We start from the raw sequence: 8,741 nt of genomic DNA on the forward strand, positions 1-8,741 counted from the left end.
TACAATCTCTTTTTCATTCAGACCATTGCCCACAGCCCCTGGATCAGAACCGCCATGACCTGGATCTAAATAAAGTTTCATTAAGCATCCCCCATCCCTTTTCCCTTATGTTTTACTCATGTGTTTTTATAATTCGACTGCTTATCTTTAATAACCTCCCTCGAATTCCAGTTAACTCCTTTACTTAAATGAATTACTTGTACCTGCCGGTAGTATATTGGAACAATCAATAAGGGTCTAGTACAAAAATAACTTGTATATGAAACCACCAACGGATGGATACATCATAAGTGAATGGATTTACAGAGGATCAGATGTTCCGATCTTAGGCCAGGAAACCCTAAGAGTGAACTATGGTTATCTAGAGGAGAAGTTCCACAAAATGGGGAGGAACATGAAATTATCATCACGAAATTTGAATTTATCCCTTATCGAGTGTCTTGAACTAATGGTGTTTAGGAGAACGTTTCGCTGCATACTTAATACTATACTAATCTCGTTAACAGTTCTCATCCGTTCCTTTATTTTTGGATAGATCTATTATGGATGTTCATTCTCTTCGGTTCAGCCATGATTATACAAGCTATTTATTTTAATCTTGGCACAGTAAGAACATTAAGTGGCGGTGCGACACTGTTAATCTTGGTACTTGCTACAGTCTTTTTTGTCGACCTCAGTCCACTAATTGAGTTTATCATTTCTGAACATCTCTTGTTTGTTCATATCCTTGCCGGGATATCGCTAGTATTCATGTTTCTCTCCTACTTCATTATGAGAAATGCACCTTTGGAACGCGGGGATAGAAGTTTAATTAAAATGCAGCCAAAAGCAGATTAAACGAACCGAACTGAATCAGCAAGGAGGGGTTTCCGATCATTCTTATGACCATGAAACACCTCCTTTTTTACATTTTTAATAAATTTCATCCTTGGTCAACTCACACATATATGCTCAATCATTTGAGTAATTTCGCAGGTACTGATGTTTTCGGTATATATTTTCAATAAAAATATTCTTATCAATCCTTTTTTCAAATTCACAAAGAAAGGAAAGAGAATTTTAATTTCACAAATAAAAGAAAGAAAGCTGAGATTCAAGACTACTCGGCTTCTCCTGTGTCCTAGAAGGGGTATCGTCAGGAAAATGCGGATTTACGATTTACAACGTTAAGCAAATTACAACATAGAAAAATCGGTTCCTTACAACGTTTAGGAACCGATTTTTTTGATTTGGCTTGTTATGCTAACGCACCCGTAAGTTGAAGTACATTATTTCACAATCTATTAGTTGGACTCTCCCCCAAAAACTATCTAAAGAAATTTTTGATTGCTTCAATGCGTATTTTATGACTACAATCTTCGCAACAAAAAATCCTACTCTTTCTTTCCTTAAATTGTTTATATTTTAGTGAACCTTCGTATACTCTGAATATTTTTTTACAACTATAACAAAGTACCTCATAGTAAAACATTGTTATCCTCCTAAGTGACACATTATTTCTTAGTTGATTTATCGAAGATTGTAATCAGTTCTCTAGTATATTCCTGAACATCTAAATGAGGCTTTCTCATTAATTCAATGGTGAACCCGTCAATAGCATTTCTTATTGTTAACGCCATCACCCTTGCCGATGGTCCGGTAAATTCTCGGAAAATTCCTTCTTGCATCCCTAGGGTGAGAATATTTTCAATTGGAAGTAAAATCGTTTCATCATGGTTTGCTGCAAACCGAAGTTTACCATCATCAGTTCTCTTATTAGAAACCATTTCTATAACAGCGAAAACATGCTGCCGATTTTCATCTACGAATGTAAGATTGGATTCAATATATACCCGAAGCATTTCTTTAGGAGATTTTTGAGCTTCTATTCGTGGAGCAATATAGGATTGCCAAGCCATATAGTATTCGAAAGCTACTTGCTCCAATAATTCCTCTTTATTTGTAAAGTGATAAGAAATAACCCCCTTACTGATTTTTGCACGTTTTGCAATTTGTCCTAAAGAGGCTTGAGCGTAACCTACTTCTGCGATTGTTTCAATCGCACATTCCACAATTTGAGCTCTACGGGCTTTTTCGATGAATGACAATTGTTTTTGGTTAGTTGGTTTGTTTTTTTACTCATGTTCTTATTTAAGTTAAGGTGTGCAAAAAATTCAAACAAAAAAAACATTTAGGTGAAGATTATCTAAATGGTTTTTAAACCCCTTTACACAACTATCCTGCCCGTTTAAGTGAAAACTTCACAATGTATTGTAGTTATATCGCTAATTCTTCTCTTCTGATCAGTTCTTTAATGGAATAAATACGCTCTCATTCAATATGTTCTGAATATTTTTTATAAAATATGTTCAAGGAAGTAAAAAAGCACAGAATCGTTGATTAATAATGAGTCTATGCTTTTTCTTTTTCCTTAAGTATACTTTTACGGACGGTTATTAAATTAAAAGACCGTTTTACAAACCTGATAATGGTCTTGTCATCTTATAGCAATTTATAATTATTAAAAAGGTTTCTCAAATTTCATGTTACTCTCACCATTCTTAAAATCATCATCTAATGGTTTTTTCTTTGTTCATAATACATGTGATTATTATATTCCAGTTTATATCATACATTATCTTTACATTAGTTGCCCATTAGTGGAGAAGGAGTACGGTTAAGAGGTCTTATAAACCAAAAGTACACCACTAATAAGTAGTGTACTTAGTTTCATTAATTCCAAGATTTTGTCAATCCACACAACCAATAATTAAATCATTAATTTTTTGCATTCTTTGAAAATGTTCTAATCCTAGTGTATGACCGTGTCCTAAATAAACAACCGTTAGTTCTTTTTCTGGATCAAACATCATAATCGTACTTCCTCCACCCATGCCAGCAAATGAATGAGGAGAAGCAAACATTCCAACCGGTGAAGCATGATATCCTTCGCCTCTAATATAACCCCCAGCGAGTGAGTAGTTTCCAGGGATATGATCGAGTTCAATTCCTAGTCTATAGAAGTCGGACGTAAACGAAACATTCGGTTTATTGCCTGTATAATTATTCATCGCAAATTTAACCATTGCCGGCGAAAGAATCCTTGCACCATTATATGAACCACCTAAACGTAACATTTCGGCAAATTTAAACACGTCATAAGCTGTACTGTAAGCATTTCCACCTGGTATTTCTCCTTTATTCCATCCATTTAAGAATACAGCTTCTTTTTTATTTTTTTGTGGTCCATAACAGAAAACCATAGGAACAATTCGTGGGTCTGACTTATCTCGTCCAAAACTAGTATCTGTCATTCCTAGTGGTGTAAAGATTTCATCTTTGACAATTTGAGAAAAACTTCTCTTTTTCTCATCTGTTAATACAAGTAAATACCCTAGTACGCTATAAGTTAAAATCGGATTATATGTGAAACCTTCACCTATTTTACTAATTGGGGCTACTGCTGCTGCTGCTTTCGCTACAGCTTCCAAATCAGTTAGGCCTTGTAATCCATCTACTCCAGGTACCGGGTGAAAATTATTCATAAGATTCACTTGGTGAGTTAATAGATGGAAAACCGTTACGTTTTCCTTACCGTTTGCTCCGAATTCTGGGAAAATTTCAGAAACTCTTGTATCAAGTCTAAATTTCCCTTGATCAATTGCTTTTAATACCGTAACAGCAGTTAGTGATTTACTTAATGACATTAGAAAAAATACATCGTCTACTTTAGCAGGTCGATTTGTTTCAATATCTGTCGTACCCATCGCCTCTAGGTAACAAATTTCCCCTTTCCTAGCTGCTAATACAACAGCACCATTCGTTATACCAGCATCAATATCTTTTTGAATATTTTTAGTTACATTTTCAAGTCCTTTAGAATTCATTCCTACACTTTCAGGTGACACGATTTCAACTGTTTTCATATTTGTTTTCTCCCTTTCTGAACTAGATGATTAAACGGTGAATTAAATCTTTTTAAAATATCCAATCCTTTAGTATGGTTCTGCTTTGTAATTTTTGTGTGAAATCTACTTGAAATGAACAGAATAAAATTTAATTTTTTCACACTCCTGTCCGACGATTAGAATTTGATCCGGAAGAGAACAGGTCCGGTACCTCTTCATTAAAGGCTAACGTAAAGGAAGGAGTGAGCTCATCTAATCTTTCTTGCACCTGTGTCTCATCTACTTCTCCTAGTTCGGCTAAAAGTTGTTTCTCTTCTAGAGATTCATCTCCAGTGATTAACAAGCTTAGCATATGGGGGTTGATGATTTTACGAGGTGAATGAACTAATCCATTCATCCCTATATATTGTTGGTACATAGAAAAATCATTATCCTCCTTCGCCCGTTTCGTGGCCTGTTTGAGGTATAGATCAAAATATTTCTGTGCAAACGTCACACCTTTTAATGGAACAGCTCCTACATGTTCAACCCCTTCCCAACGTAAATCCGCAATCGAACTCAACCACCATGCGGGTTCAATGGCCTGTTGCATACGTTGCAGTACGTCGCGTTCGAAGCCAGGTTGGTGGGAAGAATGTTCTTTCAAACAAGTGTCTAACATTTCAGCTTCAATGGCGGCTACGGTCATCCCTTGCCCATAAATGGGATCAAAGTTACAAAACGCATCGCCTAATACTAATAATCCAGATGGCCAATTTTCCATTTGTTCAAAGTGTTGACGCGTTGATTCTTGAGCCCGAAAACCTCGCGGAGAACCCAACGGTTCTAGCTTTTTGATAAACTGCTTAATTGTAGGGGGCGCTAATGCATCCAGTTCTTTTTCATAGTCTTCCGGATCTGTAGGCGGATAATGTGTCCCTCCTGCACTAAATAGCAACGTTTGCGCTATGTTCTCTTCGATATGCAACACCCCTACAGCCCCAATGTTTTTTGCAGGATCTCCTTCTGAAGTAGCGCTCCACTTCTCTTTGATATGTGGAGGCACTCGATAATGTCTCGTGCTATATCCAAAACGCACCTTTAAACGTTCGGATTCTGGCATGTCAAGTCCCATAAATTCAAGCCATTTAATCAGTTTGGAAGAACGTCCACTTGTATCCACTACTAAATCAGCAGCCACTGTTCGTTCTTGTTTTTGTTCACTTCGTTCTTTTATATGAACACCTGTCACTTGACTTTGATCAGCCGATGTCTGAAGACCTATTACTTCTTGTTTAGAAAGAAAACGTACATTTGGAATCTCTTGTACACGTTGGCGGATTGTCCATTCTAATAAAGCTCGACTGCTCGCTGCACCTTTTTGTTCTATAACCAGTTCAAGTGTCCCATGAGGAGAAAATCGGCTGATTTTGTCATTTTTGATGTTATGGGCACCCTGAGTTAATAAATCATTGATATATCCAGGGAAGAAACGATTCATAATGATGTCCCCACGTGGTAGTACACGATGAGGATGAAAATCCTGGGGTGTACCTGGACGAGAAGATGGTTTTTGAGGGAGCTCATCTTTTTCTACAACGATGACTTCCTCAAAATAACTGGAAAGTACGCGTGCGGTAAGTAAACCTGCAATACCAGCACCAATCACAAGTGCTTTTTCTTCTTTTTTGTGTTGATATTGTAATGGATTGTTCATCTTAAAATTCTCCTTTTTCATAAAAGTGCTTTTGTGCAATAAAGAACCACTAAACCATTTCAGGAAATGTGTACGCTAAGGACTGGATATTTTTTTATGTTTTTTAATGACTTCAAGCTGCTAGGCGCATATTCTGCCCGTCAACTATAGATTCAATCCTAAGCTCTGACATTCATCGCAATAAGTCTTGTCGAGAGCTTTACAATCAGAAAACTTAGGTTATAATAAACATCGTGTTGTTTATTTATATTTTGAATTATACGTTTAGCTTAACTCTTATTCAATAATCAAAAATCGTAAATGTGTCCGTTATAAGACACACTTTCTAAATGTGTTGGATAAAATTAAGGAGGAAAATAATTTGCGAGATAGTAATATGGATTTGCGGGTCATTCGTACAAAAAATGCAATAAAGAATGCATTAGTGGAATTAATTGAAGAAAAAGGTTTTGAAGCAATTACGGTAAAAGATATTACAAATACAGCAAACATAAATAGAGGCACTTTTTATACGCACTATCAAGATAAATTCGATTTAATGGCGAAATGCCAAGAGGAAATCATGCAAGAAATGTCTAGCATTGCAAAACAGAAATTCCCGGATGTTATTGCTGAACTTGGAACAAATCCTTCATCAACAGCACCCTTTACACTTGCTGTTTCCATTTTCGAATTTCTAAATGAAAATAGTGGTTTTATGAAAGCTGTGTTAAGTCCAAAAGGAGATTTATCTTTCCAAATAAAGCTTAAAGATTTCATGTGGAAAACACTATTTGAAAATGACAAAAATTCTCTTATTAATGAGGGCAATTTACTCGTTCCAGGTCAATATTTAGCTTCTTATATGGCAACTGCTCATATAGGAGTTGTTCAGCAATGGTTGAATAGTGGTAGAAAAGAAACTCCACAAGAAATGGCTCATATCTTATCAACAATAGCAGTTAATGGACCGTTTTTCGCAGCTGGATTAAAGAAGTAAATCCATCAAGGAAAAAAGATATTATCTAAGAAAAAACAGATATTGTCCCTTTATTATTGGGATACTGTCAAAAAGTGTGGATTTAATTTCTAGTGAAAATAAAAAGTTTTTAACGTTTATTTTGGAGGGTGCTGATCATTCAACAAAATTATAAATATATGAATTAAGTTATATCCAATAGAGGAATTTTATTTGATTTTTGTACTACAAACGAATTATATATCAGGGAGTTTTCAACTTAATAAATCACCTAAATCTCCGTTAGAGAAAAGGTTGAAATCATAGCTGATTTCATCAACAATTCTTTAGTTGACATAAAACATGTTCGCGGAAGTAAAAAAAGCACAAACCCGTTGATTGATAATGGATTTGTGCTTTTTCTTTTCACATAGATATACTTTTACGGACAGCTAGATTAGATTGATTGATAGAGTGAAGGAGAAAATAATAAACTGATTCATTTTTCAACTTTTAATACTTTTCCATTAATTGCATCCACAGTAACTTCTGCTTCACTATGATAATTTGTACTTATTTCGATATCATAGACTAAGAGATCATTAAAATTATCTAGATTGATTTCCGTTATAGTCCCTCTTACTCTATCTAATGCTATTTGTTTTGCCTCCTTTAAAGAAATTTTTGGTGAAACGTTTTGAAGTTCATCATCGAGATCGCTCTTACCTTCAATGTTTTGACTAATTTCTAACAATTTACCTGTTGACGCGTTAATGTCCACCTCAAATGTTCCGGCTGACTTTACAATATTAACTTCATATTCTTTAGAACCATCATCATTTTCTTCTACATGATTAGTCGTTACTAGACCGCCGTTTAATTCGTCTAACGCAATTTCTTCTGCCTTGTCTTCACCAATTGCTTGTGATGTTACATATGCTTGTATTGTTGTAGGTTTGTGAACTGTCTTCGTATAAATACTAGCACTTAGACCATTTACAACCAAATAGCCTGTTAATAACACTATCATTAAGTTCATAGATGATAACCTCTTTTAATACCTATTTTAAATGCTGATATGGGACCTTTTGGTAATAACTTCCTTTTCTTATTAGTCATAAGTATAGACAGTTGAATTTCCACCCGTCCATTTAATAAGATAAAACTCGGCTTGATTATCGTTGCCATCGACATATTCACCAATATCTTTGTAAACTAAACAGCCACTTGAATCGAAATTTTCTGGAAAGAAAGGTTCAGAATAACCACCATAAAGGTCAGCTGGTACCCAGTCATCTGGATTAAACGAATCTTCTTCCATCAATCGATATGCACCCTCTTTACTATTCTCGCTAAGGCAAATTTTAAAATCGCCTCCACCTGATTTAAAATTGGCACTCTGTTTTGTAAATACATCTTTCCCCTGATAATCCCAGTCACCACTACCATGTTGGGGAGCATTATTTGCAAATACAGGAGAAGGGACGAACAACGCAACAATCAATAACATGATCAACATTTTATTTTTTTCATAAGGACCTCTCTTTTTGATATTTCTAAAAATTTTAACATATCATACATATTTTTTCGTGAGAGGTTATACCTAATTATTTTCTCGATGTTGTTTTGTAATAAAAGGCTTGTTATTTTTGGATTTTGATTCTCCTGACCTCTAAGGTTAATACGAGAAACATTAGAGATATAGGTTTTTGAACAATTTTTTCGGGTTGAAAAGGTTGGAACATCTTTTTTGCCTCCCTATTTTGGATTGTTAATATTTAATTGGATAGGCATACGCGGTTTCTCACCTTTTAATTCTTCAGGATTAACATTAAACCATTCAGCTAACTCTTCATTGGTTGGATAGCTTCCTATTCTTACAATCTTTTCATTTACAAGAACAAGAGGTAACGCGTCAGGTCCCTTTTCATGAAGGATTTGAGTGACTACCTTATTTTTCGTAAAGGCTTCTGTATCGTTCGCTAAATTATATCGGTTAATTTGAAATCCTTTTTTGTTTAGTGAGTGTATAGCAGAGGCAACTCGTGTTAATTCAGGATCTACACTTGGACCACATACCCCTGTAGAACAACACATGGCAGGATCAAATATCTCTACTTTTTTCATCGTCAAGCACTCCTTTATCAAAATATAATAAATTGCATATATAAAAGGTGAAGTAAAAGCCGAGAGAGGTCCTTGGAGTTACCCCTGTCAAGTA

9 protein-coding genes are annotated in these 8,741 nt (G+C 35.3%); 1 reads left to right on the forward strand and 8 read right to left on the reverse strand.

What is annotated here, in order from left to right; all coding sequences use genetic code 11:
* The 5 genes from MOC86_RS26155 to MOC86_RS26175 form a co-directional block, all read right to left on the reverse strand.
* A partial coding sequence (locus MOC86_RS26155; RefSeq protein WP_268586833.1) for an N-acetylmuramoyl-L-alanine amidase occupies positions 1-81 on the reverse strand: 81 nt, incomplete at its 3' end.
* Between the two features lie 1,225 nt (positions 82-1,306).
* The gene (locus MOC86_RS26160) at positions 1,307-1,471 is read right to left on the reverse strand and encodes a DUF2197 domain-containing protein (protein WP_268586826.1); all 165 of its coding nucleotides are present in this window, start codon (positions 1,469-1,471) and stop codon (positions 1,307-1,309) included.
* Positions 1,472-1,493: 22 nt separating this feature from the next.
* Positions 1,494-2,054 (reverse strand): TetR/AcrR family transcriptional regulator, encoded by a 561-nt coding sequence (locus tag MOC86_RS26165; protein ID WP_268586834.1) that lies wholly within the window; start codon positions 2,052-2,054, stop codon positions 1,494-1,496.
* Positions 2,055-2,729: 675 nt separating this feature from the next.
* On the reverse strand, positions 2,730-3,905 hold the full coding sequence (locus tag MOC86_RS26170) for a serine hydrolase domain-containing protein (protein WP_268586827.1): 1,176 nt from the start codon (positions 3,903-3,905) through the stop codon (positions 2,730-2,732).
* Between the two features lie 139 nt (positions 3,906-4,044).
* Positions 4,045-5,583, reverse strand: a complete 1,539-nt coding sequence (locus MOC86_RS26175; RefSeq protein WP_268586828.1) for an NAD(P)/FAD-dependent oxidoreductase — start codon at positions 5,581-5,583, stop codon at positions 4,045-4,047.
* A gap of 361 nt (positions 5,584-5,944) precedes the next feature.
* On the opposite strand from MOC86_RS26175, the gene MOC86_RS26180 reads away from it, so the two are divergent.
* Positions 5,945-6,562, forward strand: coding sequence for a TetR/AcrR family transcriptional regulator (locus MOC86_RS26180; RefSeq protein ID WP_268586829.1), 618 nt, complete (start codon positions 5,945-5,947; stop codon positions 6,560-6,562).
* A gap of 457 nt (positions 6,563-7,019) precedes the next feature.
* On the opposite strand, the gene MOC86_RS26185 is transcribed toward MOC86_RS26180, so the two are convergent.
* The 3 genes from MOC86_RS26185 to arsD all read right to left on the reverse strand — a co-directional run bounded on the left by MOC86_RS26185 (position 7,020) and on the right by arsD (position 8,647).
* Positions 7,020-7,559, reverse strand: coding sequence for a PepSY domain-containing protein (locus MOC86_RS26185; protein ID WP_268586830.1), 540 nt, complete (start codon positions 7,557-7,559; stop codon positions 7,020-7,022).
* Positions 7,560-7,631: 72 nt separating this feature from the next.
* Positions 7,632-8,039, reverse strand: coding sequence for a hypothetical protein (locus MOC86_RS26190; RefSeq protein ID WP_268586831.1), 408 nt, complete (start codon positions 8,037-8,039; stop codon positions 7,632-7,634).
* Between the two features lie 239 nt (positions 8,040-8,278).
* A complete protein-coding gene (gene arsD, locus MOC86_RS26195; RefSeq protein WP_268586832.1) occupies positions 8,279-8,647 on the reverse strand; it encodes an arsenite efflux transporter metallochaperone ArsD in 369 nt (122 codons plus the stop codon).
* Positions 8,648-8,741: the final 94 nt, after the last annotated feature.

Origin of the sequence: Priestia endophytica, assembly GCF_026790145.1 — a bacterium.
Lineage (GTDB): Bacteria > Bacillota > Bacilli > Bacillales > Bacillaceae_H > Bacillus_I > Bacillus_I endophytica_A.